Genomic DNA, 16,197 nt, shown 5'->3' with positions numbered 1-16,197 from the left:
CGAGATCTCGACGGGGGTTTCGCTTTGCCTCCCGCCGGAGGGGCCGTGGCCCCCTCCAACCCGCCGGAGACAAAAGCGTTAGCCACAAAAATCCGCGGGATGAGATCCTGGATCGCGTATGTCTACGCAATCCGCCCCCGCCCTCGGCGCCCTCGCCTCCCGCCTGACCGAGCTCTCCCTGCGCGACGCGCACCGGCTCGGGCGCAGGCTCGAAGGTGCGCGCAAGATCCGTAAGCCGGAGGCCCGCGCCGCCGTGCTGGCCGCGATCGAGGCGGAGGTCGCCAAGGCCGAGGAGCGGATGGCCGGGCGCCGTGCCGGCGTCCCCGAGATCACGTACCCCGAGCAGCTACCGGTCAGCCAGAAGAAGGACGAGATCGCCGACGCCATCCGCGACCACCAGGTCGTGATCGTCGCCGGTGAGACCGGTTCCGGGAAGACCACGCAGATCCCGAAGATCTGCATGGAACTCGGCCGCGGGGTCCGCGGCATGATCGGGCACACCCAGCCCCGCCGTATCGCCGCCCGCACCGTCGCCGAGCGCGTGGCGGAGGAGCTGGACACGCCGCTGGGCGGGGCCGTCGGCTGGAAGGTCCGCTTCACCGACCAGGTCGACCCGGACGCCACCTTCGTCAAGCTCATGACGGACGGCATCCTGCTCGCCGAGATCCAGACCGACCGCGAGCTGCGCGCCTACGACACGATCATCATCGACGAGGCCCACGAGCGGTCCCTCAACATCGACTTCCTGCTGGGCTACCTCGCCCAGCTGCTGCCGAAGCGCCCCGACCTCAAGGTCGTCATCACCTCGGCCACCATCGACCCCGAGCGCTTCTCCCGGCACTTCGGCGACGCCCCGATCGTCGAGGTCAGCGGCCGTACGTACCCCGTGGAGGTCCGCTACCGGCCGCTCCTGGAGGACGACGGCGACGACGCCGACCGCGACCAGATCACCGCGATCACCGACGCGGTCGAGGAACTCCAGAAGGAGGGCCCGGGCGACATCCTGGTCTTCCTCTCCGGCGAGCGGGAGATCCGCGACACGGCCGACGCGCTCACCAAGAAGAACTACCGGTTCACGGAGATCCTGCCCCTCTACGCCCGGCTCTCCCACGCCGAACAGCACCGCGTCTTCCAGCCGCACACCGGACGCCGGATCGTCCTGGCCACGAACGTCGCCGAGACCTCCCTCACGGTCCCGGGCATCAAGTACGTCATCGACCCGGGCTTCGCACGGATCTCCCGCTACAGCCACCGCACCAAGGTCCAGCGCCTCCCCATCGAGCCGGTCTCCCAGGCCAGCGCCAACCAGCGCAAGGGCCGCTGCGGCCGTACCAGCGACGGCATCTGCATCCGCCTCTACAGCGAGGACGACTTCGACGCCCGCCCGGAGTTCACGGACGCGGAGATCCTCCGGACGAACCTCGCCTCCGTCATCCTCCAGATGACCGCGGCAGGGCTCGGCGACATCGAGAAGTTCCCCTTCATCGACCCGCCGGACCACCGCAACATCCGCGACGGCGTACAGCTCCTCCAGGAGCTGGGCGCCCTCGACCCGGCGCAGAAGGACCCCCGCAAGCGGCTCACGGACACCGGCCGCAAGCTCGCCCAGCTGCCCGTCGACCCGCGGCTGGCCCGCATGGTCCTGGAGGCGGACAAGAACGGCTGCGTCCGCGAGGTCATGGTCATAGCCGCCGCGCTGTCCATCCAGGACCCGCGCGAACGCCCCGCCGACAAGCAGACCCAGGCCGACCAGCAGCACGCCCGCTTCAAGGACGAGACCAGCGACTTCCTGGCCTACCTCAACCTCTGGCGCTACCTCCGCGAGCAGCAGAAGGAGCGCGGCTCGTCCTCCTTCCGCCGGATGTGCAAGCAGGAGTACCTCAACTTCCTTCGCATCCGCGAATGGCAGGACATCTACAGCCAGTTGCGCACGGTCGCGAAACAGATGGGCATCCACCTCAACGAGGACGACGCCCCGGCCGACCGCATCCACGTCTCCCTCCTCGCCGGTCTGCTGTCGCACCTGGGCATGAAAGACGTGAAGGAGGGCGCGAAGAACGAGTACCTGGGCGCCCGCAACGCCAAGTTCGCGATCTTCCCCGGCTCGGCCCTCTTCAAGAAGCCCCCGCGCTTCGTGATGTCCGCCGAACTCGTCGAGACGTCCCGCCTCTGGGCCCGCGTCAACGCCAAGATCGAGCCGGAGTGGGTCGAGCCCCTCGCCGGCCACCTCCTCAAGCGCACCTACAGCGAGCCGCACTGGGAGAAGGACCAGGCCGCGGTGATGGCGTACGAGAAGGTCACGCTCTACGGCGTGCCGATCGTGGCGCAGCGGAAGGTCAACTACGGCCGGATCGACCCGGAGGTCAGCCGCGAGCTGTTCATCCGGAACGCGCTCGTCGAGGGCGACTGGCGCACGCACCACAAGTTCTTCTCGGACAACCGCAGACTCCTCACCGAGGTCGAGGAGCTGGAGCACCGGGCCCGGCGCCGGGACATCCTGGTCGACGACGAGACGCTGTTCGACTTCTACGACCAGCGGATCCCCGACCACGTGGTCTCCGGTGCCCACTTCGACTCCTGGTGGAAGCACAAGCGGCACGAACAGCCCGACTTCCTCGACTTCGAGCGCGAGATGCTCATCAACGAGAAGGCGGGCGAGGTCACCAAGGACGACTATCCGGACTCCTGGCGCCAGGGCAACCTCAAGTTCCGTGTGACGTACCAGTTCGAGCCGGGTGCGGACGCCGACGGCGTGACCGTCCACATCCCGCTCCAGGTCCTCAACCAGGTCACGGACGAGGGCTTCGACTGGCAGATCCCGGGCCTGCGGGAGGAGCTCGTCATGGAGCTCATCCGGTCCCTGCCCAAGCCGATCCGCCGTAACTACGTGCCCGCGCCGAACTACGCGAAGGCGTTCCTCGACCGCGCGGTCCCGTTGCAGGAGCCCCTCACCACCACCATGACCCGCGAGTTGCGGCGCCTGGTCGGGGTGCCCTTCGAGGCGGACGACTTCGACTGGTCCAAGGTCCCCGACCACCTCAAGGTCACGTTCCGGATCGTCGACGAGCGGCGCCGCAAGCTCGCCGAGGACAAGGATCTGGAGGCGCTGAAGCTCAGGCTCCGGCCTAAGGCCCGCAAGGCCCTCTCCCAGGCGGCAGCGGCCACGGCGGAGCGCCAGGGCGGCGAGTCCCTGGAGCGCAAGGGCCTCACGGACTGGACGATCGGCACGCTCACCCGCGTCTTCGAGACCCGGCGGGCCGGCCAGCCGGTGAAGGCCTACCCGGCGCTGGTCGACGACGGCGACACGGTCTCCGTACGTCTCTTCGACACGGAGGCGGAACAGGCGCGGGCCATGTGGAAGGGCACCCGCCGCCTGATCCTGCGCAACATCCCGGTGAACCCGGCGAAGTTCGCCTCCGAGAAGCTGACCAACCCGCAGAAGCTGGCGCTGTCCGCGAATCCGCACGGCTCGATCCAGGCGCTGTTCGACGACTGCGCGATGGCGGCCGCCGACAAGCTCATCGCGGACTTCGGCGGGCCGGCGTGGGACGAGGAGTCGTACCGGAAGCTGTACGACAAGGTGCGCGCCGAGATCGTCGACACGACCGTCCGCACGGTGGGCCAGGTCCAGCAGGTCCTGGCCGCCTGGCAGGCCTGTGAACGCCGTCTGAAGGCCGTACGCAGCCCCGCGCTGCTGCCGAACCTCCAGGACGTGCGTCAGCAGCTGGACGCTCTCGTGAAGCCCGGCTTCGTGACGGAGGCGGGGCTGCGCCGCATGCCGGACCTGATGCGCTACCTGGTGGCCGCGGACCGGCGTCTGCAGCAGATGCCGACGAACGTACAGCGGGACACCACGCGGATGCAGAAGGTCCACGAGATGCAGGACGAGTACGCCTGGCTCCTGGAGCAGATGCCGCAGGGGCGGCCGGTGCCGTCGTCGGTCCTGGACATCCGCTGGATGATCGAGGAGCTCCGGGTCAGCTACTTCGCCCACGCGCTGGGCACGGCGTACCCGGTCTCGGACAAGCGGATCGTGAAGGCGATCGACGCGGCGGTGCCGTAACGGGCCGCGCACGCAGGGTGAGTTCGACCAGGACCCCGCCCTCCTGTAGAGTCTCTTCTCGCAGCGCAACGCACGAATGGCGCCGCGAAACCTGGTCCTGTGGAGCAGTTTGGAGTGCTCGCCACCCTGTCAAGGTGGAGGCCGCGGGTTCAAATCCCGTCAGGACCGCAGTAAGGAAAGAGGGCCCGCACCCCGCAAGGGGCGCGGGCCCTTTCTCGTGAGCAACGATCCCGTCAGGACCGCAGGTAGGCAGCCCGGATCTTCGGATCCGGGCTCTTTCTTTGTGCGCCCTTGCACCCCTGACCTGCGCGACGCCCCCTCGCGGGCTCTCACGCCGTCTTGACGGCCTCTCAATCCCTCGGTACCCAGAAACCAGGGCCGTTCCCCGTTCGGCCTTCCGGAGGTGGCGTATGGCGGCATCGGCTAGGCACGAGACGCGGGCCCTGCTCCGTGCGCACCTGGCGGCCGCGTCGTCGTACCGGCATCTCACGCGTCACTGTCCGATCTGCCATCACCTGCTCCGGCTGGCGATGGAGTCCGCCCAGTCCGCCCCACGCGCCGCCCAGGGGGCCGTCGAGAACGAGAGCCCGGCGCGAGCCTGACCGGAGGCCGGTCTCAACACCCCTGCGGACACGGGATGCTGGAGCCGACCGTTCCTCTACCGCACCCGCAGCCGAGCTAACAAGCCGCTTGGTATGTGACGGGTGTCACCGCATGAGTTTTGGAAAGTGCGGTACTTACGCCCCACCTACAACGGGTCAATTTAATATGTGCAATTGCACCTCTCCGACGGTGCCGCACACAGGGGATCCGACACCCCTCCCCAGACTCCGACAAGGCCGCTCACAGCCAGGCCACGAGTCCGACAGCCGGCGCACAAAAAAGATCGCGCTGGACCCGGCGGAGTCCAGCGCGATCGACGACGCACCCTGTTATATGCCTGGAGAGCTCTGACTGGCGTGGGCGTGGGGCCTGTTGGGGCAGAACCCGCGTCGCTTGGAGCTGTGGTTCCGGACGTCACGACTGATGGGGGACCAGCCGGTTTGCCCGGTTATTCAGTTGTTCAGGCCTCGCTGCGCTGCTGCGGAATGCCCGCGAGCAGAGCGCGGACCTCGGCCTCGCGGTAGCGACGATGCCCGCCGAGCGTGCGGATCGACGTGAGCTTGCCGGCCTTCGCCCACCGCGTGACCGTCTTGGGGTCGACGCGGAACATGGTGGCGACCTCAGCCGGGGTCAGCAGCGGCTCGGCATCAGGGGTGCGAGCGGTCATGAGCGGCCTCCTCGGGAGAACCGAACCTTCTCGGTTCTTTCCTCTAAATTCTGCACCTTGACCCGCGTTGCCCGAAATGGCGGACGCGAGTCGAGTCGGTTATAGGACGAACGGCTTGTCCTCGGCACTACAACTACACCATCTGTCCAGCCGCGTCGGCCAAACCGATGGAATTGCCCTCCCAGGTGTTCATCAGCGACGGAAGCCGATGGACCATGCCATAGCGGACAGTCACGCCACTGTGACGATCAGTCACAGGACGATCAGGAGTCACCAGACCCCCCAAAGCGTGCAATGCTGAGATTCCGCCCACAATGCAGCACAACGGGACGGAAGGAGCCCCCCGGACTCCTTGTCCTATTTTGGCATGAGGAGGGGCAAGGGGCGCAAGGGCCATGTACGTGCAGTCCGTCACGTTTGGCCCACTTGAGAGGTACGCCCGGATCGGAGCCTACGTCCCTTGTTGACAAGGCGTCAGTAGACGCAGAGCGCACTTCAGGAACGTCGGTGCGAGGACGTAACCCCAAAACGGGCGGTACGTCAAACGCCTGTTCGTGACCGGTCACGAGCGGTCCGTAGGAACCGAAGGTCAGAGGTCAGGTCGGAGGTCAGTTCGCCGACCGAAGATCCCGCACGGAACGCCACCGGGCCACCAGCCGGGCGTACGCCTCCCCGGCGGCCGCCCCGTCGCCCCGGCGCAGCGCGGCGATCCCCTCGGCCACGTCCGCCGCCGAGTGGTCGTCCTCCAGCGTCCCGGTCGGCACGGCGTGCACCAGGCCGCCGTAGTCCAGCTCCACGAGCGAGCGCGGGTGGAACTCCTCCAGCCAGCGCCCGACGTCCATCAGGCCGTCGATCAGCGGCCCCTCGTCCATGGCCTCCTTCAGGGCCCGCAGACCCCGGGCCACGCGCCGCCGGGCCTGGACCATGGGGGTGCGGTAGCGCAGCACCGGCGGGCTGTCCTCGCTGTCGCCCTTGTCGTACTCGCGCTCCTCGTCGGCGACCAGCACGAACCAGCTGATCGGCACCTGCCAGGTGGCCGTACGGATCCACGGCCGGGCATCCGGGTTCACCGCCAGCCAGCGCTCGTAGTCCTGGGCGGCCTGGCGGCGCAGGAAGGGCGGCAGGACCGCGTCCAGGACGGGCGGCGGCAGCTCCTCGGAGAGCTCCTCCAAGGCCTGCCAGCCGCGCAGCCGGGTGCGCCAGGGGCAGACGCAGACGACGCCGTCGACGTCCAGCACGAAGGCGTCCTCGCTCTCGTGCACCGGCACCAGGACCGGCGGAGTGGGCGCCAAGTCGGCCAGCGCACGGCGGAGTTCGTCCTGGTACGAGGGCCGGTCCGGACGGCGGGCGTAGCGGGCCCAGTGGCTGCGCTCCGGCTCGGCGAAGGCGGCCAGCGGTTCGTACACGCGCAGATAGGTCGCGTAGGGGACGATCACCGAGGACACCTTGGGCACCCCTGCTCCCTCCCCCGCCCGTCGTCGGGAAAACCTGCGGAACCCACTCACAAACGTGCGGGAAATCTATGCAAATCGTCGCACGGGTGTACTCCGGTCGGAGGTGATCCTGAGCACTGTGCGGCCGGCGGGCCCTCCAGGCTCTAATCTCATGCTCAACAGCCCCCGCCACCCGCACGGGAGCTGGTCTCCACCCGCCGCAACTTACTCAGGAGTCACCACAGTGACCGACGTAACCGGCGCACCTGCTGATGTACTGCACACCCTGTTCCACTCGGACCAGGGAGGACATGAGCAAGTCGTGCTCTGCCAGGACCGCGCGAGCGGCCTCAAGGCCGTCATCGCCATCCACTCCACCGCCCTGGGCCCCGCGCTCGGCGGTACGCGCTTCTACCCGTACGCGAACGAGGCCGAGGCCGTCGCCGACGCGCTGAACCTCGCCCGCGGGATGTCGTACAAGAACGCCATGGCCGGTCTGGACCACGGCGGCGGCAAGGCCGTGATCATCGGCGACCCGGAGCGGATCGAGCCCCCTCAAAGGACCGAGCTGCTCCTGGCCTACGGCCGGTTCGTCGCCTCCCTCGGCGGCCGGTACGTCACCGCCTGCGACGTCGGTACGTACGTCGCCGACATGGACGTCGTGGCCCGCGAGTGCCGCTGGACCACCGGCCGCTCCCCGGAGAACGGCGGCGCCGGTGACTCCTCCGTTCTCACCGCCTTCGGCGTCTACCAGGGCATGCGGGCCTCCGCGCAGCACCTGTGGGGCGACCCCTCGCTGCGCGCGAAGCGGGTGGGCATCGCCGGCGTCGGCAAGGTCGGCCACCACCTGGTGGAGCACCTCGTGAAGGAGGGCGCCGAGGTCTTCGTCACGGACGTGCGCGAGGACGCCGTACGGCGGATCACCGAGCGGCACCGGGACGTCATCGCCGTGAAGGACACCGACGAGCTGATCCGCGTCGACGGTCTGGGCATCTACGCCCCCTGCGCGCTGGGCGGGGCGCTGGACGACGACACGGTGCCGGTGCTGACCGCCGAGGTGGTCTGCGGCGCCGCCAACAACCAGCTCGCCCACCCGGGCGTGGAGAAGGACCTCGCCGACCGCGGGATCCTCTACGCGCCGGACTACGTGGTGAACGCCGGCGGTGTCATCCAGGTGGCCGACGAGCTGCACGGCTTCGACTTCGAGCGGTGCAAGGCGAAGGCGGCGAAGATCTTCGACACCGCGCTGGCCATATTCGCACGTGCGAAGGAAGACGGCATTCCGCCGGCCGCCGCGGCCGACCGGATCGCCGAACAGCGCATGCACGACGCGGCCGCGGCCCGCCGGACGCTCTGATTCGGGAGCGCTCTCGTACGTTTGGCCGGTACCCGTCGGTGGGCAGTTAGAGAGAACTCTCACTTCTACCGGCGGGTCGACCGCCGATAAGTGGTTAAAATCGCGGTTGACCAGCGAGGACGGGGCGCCTCGAAGGTCCTGGGCGCGGGCACGTCATGCGGGCGACGTACCGTATGGGCGCGGGCTCAGGTACCGTGGAAGCCCTACGGACCGGTCTCTCTGCGGAGGGGCCGTTCCGGACCATGAACGCGTGTCAAGACTCTGGGGCCGTCGAGCCCCGTCGTTGAGGGGGTCGAGCCATGGGGCGCGGCCGGGCCAAGGCCAAGCAGACGAAGGTCGCCCGCCAGCTGAAGTACAACAGCGGTGGGACTGACCTCTCACGCCTGGCCGAGGAGCTGGGTGCATCGCCTTCGAATCCGCAGCCGCCTAACGGCGGGCCGTTCGAGGACGATGATCAGGACGACGACCTGTACGCACGGTACGCCGACCTCTACGAGGACGACGACGAAGACGAGGACGACCAGTCCTCGCAACACCGTCGCGGCGCTTGACCTTGCACTGAGCATGTTCCCGGTCGGTGGCTGAAAGGTCACCGACCGGGTTCTGTGCTGCCTGCAAGGTCTCGTGGGGTTTCGACCCCCGTGCCTCAGTTCGCGTAGTCACCGATCAGGGCGGCACCAGTGGTGTGCTCGCCCCGGTCCGTGATCTCTCCGGCCACCCAGGCGTCCACGCCACGGTCGGCCAGGGTCGCCAGGGCCACGTCCGTCGACTCCTGCGGCACGATCGCGATCATGCCGACACCCATGTTCAGGGTCTTCTCCAGCTCCAGGCGCTCGACGTTCCCCGTCGTGCCGACGAGATCGAAGATCGAGCCCGGGGCCCAGGTGGCGCGGTCGACGATCGCGTGCAGCTCGTCCGGGATGACCCGGGCGAGGTTGGCCGCGAGTCCGCCGCCGGTGACATGGCTGAAGGCGTGCACCTCGGTGGTGCGCATCAGGGCCAGGCAGTCCAGCGAGTAGATCTTCGTCGGCTCCAGGAGTTCCTCGCCGAGGGTGCGGCCGAGCTCGTCGACGTGGGTGTCCAGCGCGAGACCGGCCTGGTTCAGCAGGACGTGCCGGACGAGCGAGTACCCGTTCGAGTGAAGTCCGGAGGACGCCATGGCGATCACCGCGTCACCCGTCCGGATACGATCCGCGCCGAGCAGCCGGTCGGCCTCCACGACGCCCGTACCGGCGCCGGCGACGTCGAAGTCGTCCTCGCCCAGCAGGCCCGGGTGCTCGGCCGTCTCGCCGCCGACCAGGGCGCAGCCGGCCAGCACACAGCCCTCGGCGATGCCCTTGACGATGGCGGCGACGCGCTCGGGGTGGACCTTGCCGACGCAGATGTAGTCGGTCATGAACAGCGGCTCGGCACCGCACACCACGATGTCGTCCATGACCATGGCGACCAGGTCGTGGCCGATCGTGTCGTAGACGCCGAGCCGGCGGGCGATGTCGACCTTGGTGCCGACGCCGTCGGTGGCTGAGGCGAGCAGGGGCCGCTCGTAGTTCTTCAGGGCGGAGGCGTCGAAGAGTCCGGCGAAGCCGCCGAGGCCGCCGAGGACCTCGGGGCGCTGGGCCTTCTTCACCCACTCCTTCATCAGCTCGACGGCGCGGTCGCCCGCTTCGATGTCGACGCCCGCGGCTGCGTAGCTGGCACCAGTTGTCTCAGACATGGCTAATGAGAACCTTCGTGTCGTACAGCAGGTAGTGCGGGCCGCCTACGGGCGGCGGATCGCGTCGGCGGCGGCCGTGGCGGCCGGGCCGGCGGCCAGCTCCGTCTCCAGGAGCTGCTTGCCGAGCAGCTCGGGGTCCGGGAGCTCCATCGGGTACTCGCCGTCGAAGCAGGCGCGGCACAGGTTCGGCTTGGCGATGGTGGTCGCCTCGATCATGCCGTCGATGGAGATGTAGGCCAGGGAGTCGGCGCCCAGGGACGTGCCGATCTCCTCGATCGTCATGCCGTTGGCGATGAGCTCGGCGCGGGTGGCGAAGTCGATGCCGAAGAAGCAGGGCCACTTCACGGGCGGCGAGGAGATCCGGATGTGGACCTCGGCGGCGCCCGCCTCGCGGAGCATGCGGACCAGCGCCCGCTGGGTGTTGCCGCGCACGATCGAGTCGTCGACGACGACCAGGCGCTTGCCCTTGATGACTTCCTTCAGCGGGTTCAGCTTCAGGCGGATGCCGAGCTGGCGGATGGTCTGCGAGGGCTGGATGAACGTACGGCCGACGTAGGCGTTCTTCACCAGGCCGGCGCCGAAGGGGATACCGGAGGCCTCGGCGTAACCGATGGCCGCCGGGGTGCCGGACTCCGGGGTCGCTATCACCAGGTCGGCCTCGACCGGGGACTCCTTCGCCAGCTTGCGGCCCATCTCCACGCGGGAGAGGTAGACGTTCCGGCCGGCGATGTCGGTGTCGGGGCGGGCCAGGTACACGTACTCGAAGACACAGCCCTTGGGCTTCGCTTCCGCGAATCGGGAGGTGCGCAGGCCGTTCTCGTCGATGGCGACGAACTCGCCCGGCTCGATCTCGCGGACGTAGGCGGCGCCGCAGATGTCGAGGGCCGCGGACTCCGAGGCCACGACCCAGCCGCGCTCCAGCCGGCCGAGGACCAGGGGGCGGATGCCCTGCGGGTCCCGGGCGGCGTACAGCGTGTTCTCGTCCATGAAGACGAGGCTGAAGGCGCCGCGCACCTTGGGCAGCACCTCGCCGGCCGCCTCCTCGATGGTCAGCGGCTTGCCGTCCTCGTCGACCTGGGCCGCGAGGAGCGCGGTGAGCAGGTCGGTGTCGTTGGTGGCCGCCACGCGCGGCGTACGGCCGCCCTCCTGCTTGGGCAGGTCGGCGACCATCTCGGCGAGCTGGGCGGTGTTGACGAGGTTGCCGTTGTGACCGAGCGCGATGGAGCCGTGCCCGGTCGCGCGGAACGTCGGCTGGGCGTTCTCCCACACGGAGGCGCCGGTGGTCGAGTAGCGGGCGTGACCGACCGCGATGTGACCCTGGAGCGAACCGAGTGAGGTCTCGTCGAAGACCTGGGACACCAGGCCCATGTCCTTGAAGACGAGGATCTGTGAGCCGTTGCTGACCGCGATTCCCGCGGATTCCTGGCCTCGATGCTGGAGGGCGTAGAGCCCGAAGTACGTGAGCTTGGCGACCTCTTCGCCCGGAGCCCAGACACCGAAGACGCCGCAAGCGTCCTGGGGGCCCTTCTCACCGGGGAGCAGGTCGTGGTTGAGTCGTCCGTCACCACGTGGCACGCCACCGAGTGTAGGCGAGGTCGTCCACTGGTCCGAATTGGGGATAACGGACTTTTCAGTGGATCACTACGCGGCGACGGCTCGCACACGCGTGCCGTTTTCGCTGGTCAGCGTCAGAGTTTGGTGATCGACTCCGTACTTCAGCGTCCCGTCGAAAAGTCGCAGCAGGGCCTTCTCGTCGGACATGAGTGAGTCTTCGCACATCATTCGGGTCGTGGCCGGGCGGCCGAGGGTGATAGCGCCGTCGCGGACGGTGGCCTCGGCGTTGACCTTGTTGCAGCCGAGGCTGCCGGAGACCGTGCCCTTCTTCGCGTCGAAGGTGAGGTGGGCGCGGCCGTCGGTGTCGGGGGTCGTGACGGTCCACTTGGTGCCGCTCAGCGGGGCGTCCTTCGCCTTGGTCAGGCGGACGGTGTCGCCCTGGCCGGTGGTGAGGGTGAGGCGGTCGCCGTCCACCCGGGTCTCGAACTCCCGGCCGGAGAGCGTGCGGGCAAGGGTCTGCTCGAACTCCATGGGCTTGTTCTCGCAGGCGATCTCCGTGGACATGGTCTTGCCGAGCCGGATGCGGTCGCCGTCGACGGTGGCCGGGGCGCCGAAGTGGTTGCAGCCGAGACTGCCCTCGGCCCGGCCCTTGCCGATGGTCACGTGGGCGCCGGTGGGGGCCTTGTGGGTCTTTCCGCCGGCGGTGACGCTGTCCACGTTCCACCGCACGCCCGTCACCGTGGCCGGTTTCCCGGCACCGACCGTACTGCTGCCGCCGTCCGCCTTCTCGTTGCCGCAGGCCGCCATGAGCGGGACGAGCATGGCGGCGGCCGTCAGGGTCATGCGCTGCTTCTGCCTGTCCATGCCACTTCGACGGGGGACCCGGGGGGATCGGTTCCCCTTATGCCATCAGCGGCAGGTGGGCCGAGAGGTCCGCCCGCTCGCCACTGGCGCTCACGCGGGCGTCCTGGATCGCCTGTGCCCAGGCCAGCCGCCCGGTCGCGAGCCGGATCCAGGTCAGCGGGTCCGTCTCGACGACGCTGGGCGGGGTGCCCCGGGTGTGCCTCGGGCCCGCCACGCACTGCACCACGGCGTACGGCGGGATCCGCACCTCGGTGGAGCCGCCGGGCGCCTTGACGGCGAGGGCGTCGGCGAGGAGGCGGGTGCAGGCGGCGAGGGCCTGGCGGTCGTACGGGATGTCCAGGCCGGGGACGGCGGCGTTCAGGTCGTCGGTGTGGACGACGAGTTCCACGGTGCGGGTGACCAGGTAGTCGGCGAGGGTGATGGCGCCGGTGCGGGCGGCGAGGACGCGGTCACCGGGCGCGTCCGCCAGCTTCCGCCTCAGGCGCTCCTCGGTGCGGTTGTAGAGGGCGTCGAGGTCCGGATGGGCGGCGGCGAGGTCGCGGGTGCCGTCGGCGATGTCACCGGCGCGGACGGCGGTGGCGAAGGGCCAGTCGAGAAGGGCGAGCTCCGGTTTCGCCGGCTCCTCGCGCTCCAGGTTGCGGCTGACGGTCTCCACGGCCATGGTCACGTGCGCGGCGAGCTCCCGTACCGTCCACTCCCCCAGCCGGGTGGGCAGCGCCAGCTGGTCGGCGGTGAGGGTGCGTACGGCCTCGCGCACGTGCCCGAACTGGGTGAACACCGCGGTGCGGATCTTGACGGGGTCGTAGCTGCGGGCGCGCTTCTTGGCCGGGGGCATGGAGATCAGCCTATGCGGGCTGCGATGCCGCCGCGGGCGTCTCGAAGGTCTCTCGGTTGCGGGGGACGCCGATGCCGCGCCAGGTGAAGGGGACGCCGCGGGCCGTGTCCGGGTCGGGGCCGTCCATCAGCTGGAAGTGGAGGTGGGGCTCGGTGGAGTTGCCCGAGTTGCCGCAGCGGGCGAGCGGCTGTCCGGCGGTCACCCGGCCCCCCTCGCGGACGGTGAGCGAGCCGCGCTGGAGGTGGGCGTAGAGCGCGTAGGTGCCGTTGCCGAGGTCGAGGACGACGTGGTTGCCGATGACGCGCCCGGCGCCGGACAGGTCGCGCACGGACGCCTCCACGACCATCAGGTACAGCAGCGCGAGCGGCGACGTACGGCTGAGGTGGTCGCGCTGACCGTCGGTGGCCCGGACGACGGTGCCGTCGGCGACCGCGAGGAGCGGGGCGCCGTAGGCGGGGAAGGCGCTGTTGCGACGCGCGAGCGGCCACAGCCATCGGAAGCCCGGCCGGGCGCCCGGCTCCGGCTCGGCGACGACGTCGATGGCGTAGGTCTGGCCGTAGGCGTGCGTGCCGTGGCTGGGGGTGCGGTCGGCCGGGCTGTTCAGCGCGGTCCAGCGGCCGGTGACGGGCGGCTCGACCTCGACCGGCTCCCGGGCCGCGCGCGGGCTGTCCGGCGCGCCGCCCCACCTGTTGGCCACGCTGAGGATCACGTAAGCCAGGGCGATCGGCAGGAAGTTCCACCACCACGGATAGCCCAGGTCCAGCGCGGCGTGGGCGACCACCAGGCCGAGAAACGCCAGCTGGAGGGCGCGGTAGGCGACCTTGGCTAATTTGCGTACGGACATCGTTCCTCCGGTTCGGTCGGTCACGGGTTCAGTCGTTCACGGGCGTGCCACCGCCACCGCCACCAGCAGTGGCACGACCCGCCCCGGCGGCACCTCGTAGCGGCCCCGGCCGGTCGTGTGCAGCCAGCCGGCTCCGGTCAGCTGGCGCAGGTGGTGGTAGATCTGGCCGGTCGTGCCGACCTCGTCCAGCTCGGCCAGCTCCGCCGCCGTGCGCCGGCCGCCGAGGATCTCGCGGAGCAGCCGGATCCGGACCGGGTGGCCGAGCGCCGCGAACGACTCGGCGACCGGTGTCCAGTCGTCCTCCAGCAGCCCCTCCGTCAGGGCCCCCGTCTGCCACGCGTACTGCTCGCCCGTCGGCAGGCGCACGGAGCCGGTGTAGAGGACACCGCCGTCGGTGGCTCCCAGCTCGGACAGCTGCTCCTTCAGTCCGTTCAGCGCCCAGAAGTCGCCTGCGTCGAGGCGGGGGCCGGCGCTGCGGGCGCCTTCCAGGGCCGCCAGCCGTCGTTCCAGGTCGGCGACACGTTGTTCCAGTTCCACTCCGTGGATATTACGGAACTACGTAATTACGTGCAAGCTTGGAAAGGGCCTCAGTGCGCGTCCGGACATGCGAAAGCCCCGCCCCTCGCCATGACGGGCGGGGCGGGGCCTTCGTGATTCCTGGTTACGCCAGCAGTGCCGGGATCGTCCCCTCGTGGAGCTCGCGCAGCTCGGAGAGGGTGAGCGTGAACTCGCCCTGCACGTCCACCGAGTCGCCGTCCACGACACCGATGCGGGTGGCCGGCAGGCCCCGCGCACCGCACATGTCGTTGAAGCGGACCTCCTCCGAACGCGGCACGGCCACGACCGCGCGGCCCGCGGACTCGGAGAAGAGGAAGGTGAAGGCGTCCAGACCGTCCGGGACGATCAGGCGCGCGCCCTTGCCGCCCAGCAGCGCCGATTCGACGACCGCCTGGATGAGACCGCCGTCGGACAGGTCGTGCGCGGAGTCGATCATGCCGTCGCGGGAGGCGGCGATCAGGATCTCGGCGAGCAGCCGCTCGCGCTCCAGGTCGACCTTGGGCGGCAGACCACCGAGGTGGTCGTGGACGACCTGCGACCAGGCCGAACCGCCGAACTCCTCACGCGTGTCGCCGAGGAGGTAGAGCAGCTGCCCCTCCTCCTGGAAGGCGACCGGCGTGCGGCGGGTCACGTCGTCGATGACGCCGAGGACCGCGACGACCGGGGTCGGGTGGATGGCGGCCTCACCCGTCTGGTTGTAGAGCGAGACGTTGCCGCCGGTCACCGGCGTGCCCAGCTGCTGACAGCCGTCCGCCAGACCGCGCACGGCCTCCGCGAACTGCCACATCACGGCCGGGTCCTCGGGCGAACCGAAGTTCAGGCAGTCGGAGACGGCCAGCGGCTTGGCGCCGGTGGTGGCGACGTTGCGGTACGCCTCCGCCAGGGCGAGCTGGGCGCCGTGGTACGGGTCGAGCTTGGCGTACCGGCCGTTGCCGTCCGTCGCGATGGCCACACCGAGGCCGGACTCCTCGTCGATCCGGATCATGCCGGAGTCCTCGGGCTGGGCGAGGACCGTGTTGCCCTGCACGAAGTGGTCGTACTGGGAGGTGATCCAGGACTTGGACGCCTGGTTCGGGGAGCCGACCAGCTTCAGGACCTGGTCCTTCAGCTCCTCGCTCGTCGCCGGCCGCGGGAGCTTGTTCGCGTCGTCCGCCTGGAGGGCGTCCTGCCAGGACGGGCGGGCGTACGGGCGCTCGTAGACCGGGCCCTCGTGGGCCACCGTGCGCGGGTCGACGTCGACGATCTTGCCGCCGTGCCAGTAGATCTCCAGGCGGTCGCCGTCGGTCACCTCACCGATGACGGTGGCGATGACGTCCCACTTCTCGCAGATCTCCAGGAAGCGGTCGACCTTCTCCGGCTCGACGACCGCGCACATGCGCTCCTGCGACTCGCTCATGAGGATCTCCTCGGGCGAGAGCGTCGAGTCGCGCAGGGGGACGTCGTCCAGCGTCACGCGCATGCCGCCGGAGCCGTTGGAGGCCAGCTCGCTGGTGGCGCAGGACAGGCCCGCAGCGCCCAGGTCCTGGATACCGACGACCAGCTTCTCCTTGAAGGCCTCCAGGGTGCACTCGATGAGGAGCTTCTCCTGGAAGGGGTCACCGACCTGGACGGCCGGGCGCTTGGAGGGCTTGGCGTCGTCGAAGGTCTCGGAGGCCAGGATCGAGGCGCCGCCGATGCCGTCACCGCCCGTACGGGCCCCGTACAG

Annotated in this window: 13 protein-coding genes and 1 tRNA gene; 5 read left to right on the top strand and 9 right to left on the bottom strand. The window is 69.5% G+C overall.

Going from position 1 to position 16,197, the window contains the following annotated elements:
* Positions 1-118 precede the first annotated feature (118 nt).
* The 3 genes from hrpA (at position 119) to CCL05_RS21380 (ending at position 4,665) form a co-directional block, all read left to right on the top strand.
* A complete protein-coding gene (hrpA, locus tag CCL05_RS21390; protein ID WP_086562098.1) occupies positions 119-4,063 on the top strand; it encodes an ATP-dependent RNA helicase HrpA in 3,945 nt (1,314 codons plus the stop codon).
* Between the two features lie 93 nt (positions 4,064-4,156).
* Positions 4,157-4,231 (top strand) — tRNA-Asp (locus CCL05_RS21385).
* 242 nt (positions 4,232-4,473) lie between these two features.
* On the top strand, positions 4,474-4,665 hold the full coding sequence (locus tag CCL05_RS21380) for a DUF6274 family protein (protein WP_086562097.1): 192 nt from the start codon (positions 4,474-4,476) through the stop codon (positions 4,663-4,665).
* Positions 4,666-5,126: 461 nt separating this feature from the next.
* Here CCL05_RS21380 and bldC read toward each other — a convergent pair whose 3' ends face one another.
* Both bldC and CCL05_RS21370 read right to left on the bottom strand, forming a co-directional pair.
* Positions 5,127-5,333 carry a developmental transcriptional regulator BldC gene (bldC, locus tag CCL05_RS21375; protein ID WP_003949541.1) on the bottom strand — a complete coding sequence of 69 codons (207 nt, stop codon included), beginning with the start codon at positions 5,331-5,333 and terminating at the stop codon, positions 5,127-5,129.
* A 608-nt stretch (positions 5,334-5,941) separates the two neighbouring features.
* Positions 5,942-6,787: a DUF8083 family protein gene (locus CCL05_RS21370; RefSeq protein WP_086562096.1), complete on the bottom strand. Its 846-nt coding sequence runs from the start codon at positions 6,785-6,787 to the stop codon at positions 5,942-5,944.
* A gap of 223 nt (positions 6,788-7,010) precedes the next feature.
* Here CCL05_RS21370 and CCL05_RS21365 point away from each other — a divergent pair, with 223 nt between their 5' ends.
* Both CCL05_RS21365 and CCL05_RS21360 read left to right on the top strand, forming a co-directional pair.
* Positions 7,011-8,123 carry a Leu/Phe/Val dehydrogenase gene (locus CCL05_RS21365; RefSeq protein ID WP_086562095.1) on the top strand — a complete coding sequence of 371 codons (1,113 nt, stop codon included), beginning with the start codon at positions 7,011-7,013 and terminating at the stop codon, positions 8,121-8,123.
* Positions 8,124-8,422: 299 nt separating this feature from the next.
* Positions 8,423-8,674: a DUF3073 domain-containing protein gene (locus CCL05_RS21360; protein WP_020277200.1), complete on the top strand. Its 252-nt coding sequence runs from the start codon at positions 8,423-8,425 to the stop codon at positions 8,672-8,674.
* A 95-nt stretch (positions 8,675-8,769) separates the two neighbouring features.
* Here CCL05_RS21360 and purM read toward each other — a convergent pair whose 3' ends face one another.
* From purM to purL, 7 genes are all read right to left on the bottom strand, one after another.
* Positions 8,770-9,837 carry a phosphoribosylformylglycinamidine cyclo-ligase gene (gene purM / locus CCL05_RS21355; protein ID WP_086562094.1) on the bottom strand — a complete coding sequence of 356 codons (1,068 nt, stop codon included), beginning with the start codon at positions 9,835-9,837 and terminating at the stop codon, positions 8,770-8,772.
* A gap of 45 nt (positions 9,838-9,882) precedes the next feature.
* Positions 9,883-11,412: an amidophosphoribosyltransferase gene (gene purF / locus CCL05_RS21350; protein ID WP_086562093.1), complete on the bottom strand. Its 1,530-nt coding sequence runs from the start codon at positions 11,410-11,412 to the stop codon at positions 9,883-9,885.
* Positions 11,413-11,478: 66 nt separating this feature from the next.
* Positions 11,479-12,255, bottom strand: a complete 777-nt coding sequence (locus CCL05_RS21345) for an META domain-containing protein (protein WP_086562092.1) — start codon at positions 12,253-12,255, stop codon at positions 11,479-11,481.
* A gap of 37 nt (positions 12,256-12,292) precedes the next feature.
* Positions 12,293-13,090, bottom strand: coding sequence for a maleylpyruvate isomerase family mycothiol-dependent enzyme (locus CCL05_RS21340; RefSeq protein WP_086562091.1), 798 nt, complete (start codon positions 13,088-13,090; stop codon positions 12,293-12,295).
* A 10-nt stretch (positions 13,091-13,100) separates the two neighbouring features.
* Positions 13,101-13,934, bottom strand: coding sequence for a M23 family metallopeptidase (locus tag CCL05_RS21335; RefSeq protein ID WP_086562090.1), 834 nt, complete (start codon positions 13,932-13,934; stop codon positions 13,101-13,103).
* A 36-nt stretch (positions 13,935-13,970) separates the two neighbouring features.
* Positions 13,971-14,471 carry an ArsR/SmtB family transcription factor gene (locus CCL05_RS21330; RefSeq protein WP_086562089.1) on the bottom strand — a complete coding sequence of 167 codons (501 nt, stop codon included), beginning with the start codon at positions 14,469-14,471 and terminating at the stop codon, positions 13,971-13,973.
* A gap of 124 nt (positions 14,472-14,595) precedes the next feature.
* Positions 14,596-16,197: phosphoribosylformylglycinamidine synthase subunit PurL (gene purL / locus CCL05_RS21325; RefSeq protein ID WP_086562088.1), on the bottom strand; the 1,602-nt coding region annotated here is incomplete at its 5' end.

The sequence above is a fragment of the Streptomyces africanus genome, from assembly GCF_002150735.1.
Classification (GTDB): domain Bacteria; phylum Actinomycetota; class Actinomycetes; order Streptomycetales; family Streptomycetaceae; genus Streptomyces; species Streptomyces africanus.
Note: the sequence above shows the minus strand (reverse complement) of the source record. Positions and strands in the feature narration are given on the sequence as shown.

Bases quoted from the DNA above. Each gene is read 5' to 3' on its own strand.
- hrpA (WP_086562098.1), top strand. From the start codon at position 119: ATGTCTACGCAATCCGCCCCCGCCCTCGGCGCCCTCGCCTCCCGCCTG.
- CCL05_RS21345 (WP_086562092.1), bottom strand. From the start codon at position 12,255: ATGGACAGGCAGAAGCAGCGCATGACCCTGACGGCCGCCGCCATGCTC.
- CCL05_RS21380 (WP_086562097.1), top strand. From the start codon at position 4,474: ATGGCGGCATCGGCTAGGCACGAGACGCGGGCCCTGCTCCGTGCGCAC.
- CCL05_RS21335 (WP_086562090.1), bottom strand. From the start codon at position 13,934: ATGTCCGTACGCAAATTAGCCAAGGTCGCCTACCGCGCCCTCCAGCTG.
- CCL05_RS21360 (WP_020277200.1), top strand. From the start codon at position 8,423: ATGGGGCGCGGCCGGGCCAAGGCCAAGCAGACGAAGGTCGCCCGCCAG.
- purM (WP_086562094.1), bottom strand. From the start codon at position 9,837: ATGTCTGAGACAACTGGTGCCAGCTACGCAGCCGCGGGCGTCGACATC.
- bldC (WP_003949541.1), bottom strand. From the start codon at position 5,333: ATGACCGCTCGCACCCCTGATGCCGAGCCGCTGCTGACCCCGGCTGAG.
- CCL05_RS21340 (WP_086562091.1), bottom strand. From the start codon at position 13,090: ATGCCCCCGGCCAAGAAGCGCGCCCGCAGCTACGACCCCGTCAAGATC.